Source organism: Kluyvera sichuanensis (assembly GCF_014218705.1).
GTDB classification, from domain to species: Bacteria; Pseudomonadota; Gammaproteobacteria; order Enterobacterales; family Enterobacteriaceae; genus Kluyvera; species Kluyvera sichuanensis.
The window spans coordinates 1-513 of the sequence record NZ_JABBJF010000086.1 but is presented as its reverse complement, the minus strand read 5'-3'; the positions used below and the strand labels follow the sequence as shown (position 1 = coordinate 513).

The window sequence follows — 513 nt, the reverse complement described above, 5'->3', positions numbered from 1 at the left end:
TTCTTTAAGGTAAGGAGGTGATCCAACCGCAGGTTCCCCTACGGTTACCTTGTTACGACTTCACCCCAGTCATGAATCACAAAGTGGTAAGCGCCCTCCCGAAGGTTAAGCTACCTACTTCTTTTGCAACCCACTCCCATGGTGTGACGGGCGGTGTGTACAAGGCCCGGGAACGTATTCACCGTAGCATTCTGATCTACGATTACTAGCGATTCCGACTTCATGGAGTCGAGTTGCAGACTCCAATCCGGACTACGACATACTTTATGAGGTCCGCTTGCTCTCGCGAGGTCGCTTCTCTTTGTATATGCCATTGTAGCACGTGTGTAGCCCTACTCGTAAGGGCCATGATGACTTGACGTCATCCCCACCTTCCTCCAGTTTATCACTGGCAGTCTCCTTTGAGTTCCCGGCCGAACCGCTGGCAACAAAGGATAAGGGTTGCGCTCGTTGCGGGACTTAACCCAACATTTCACAACACGAGCTGACGACAGCCATGCAGCACCTGTCTCA

The 513-nt window shown here is 52.0% G+C and carries 1 rRNA gene; it reads right to left on the bottom strand.

Going from position 1 to position 513, the window contains the following annotated elements:
* Window positions 1-10 precede the first annotated feature (10 nt).
* Window positions 11-513 (bottom strand): 16S ribosomal RNA (locus tag HII27_RS26860); the annotation flags it as partial.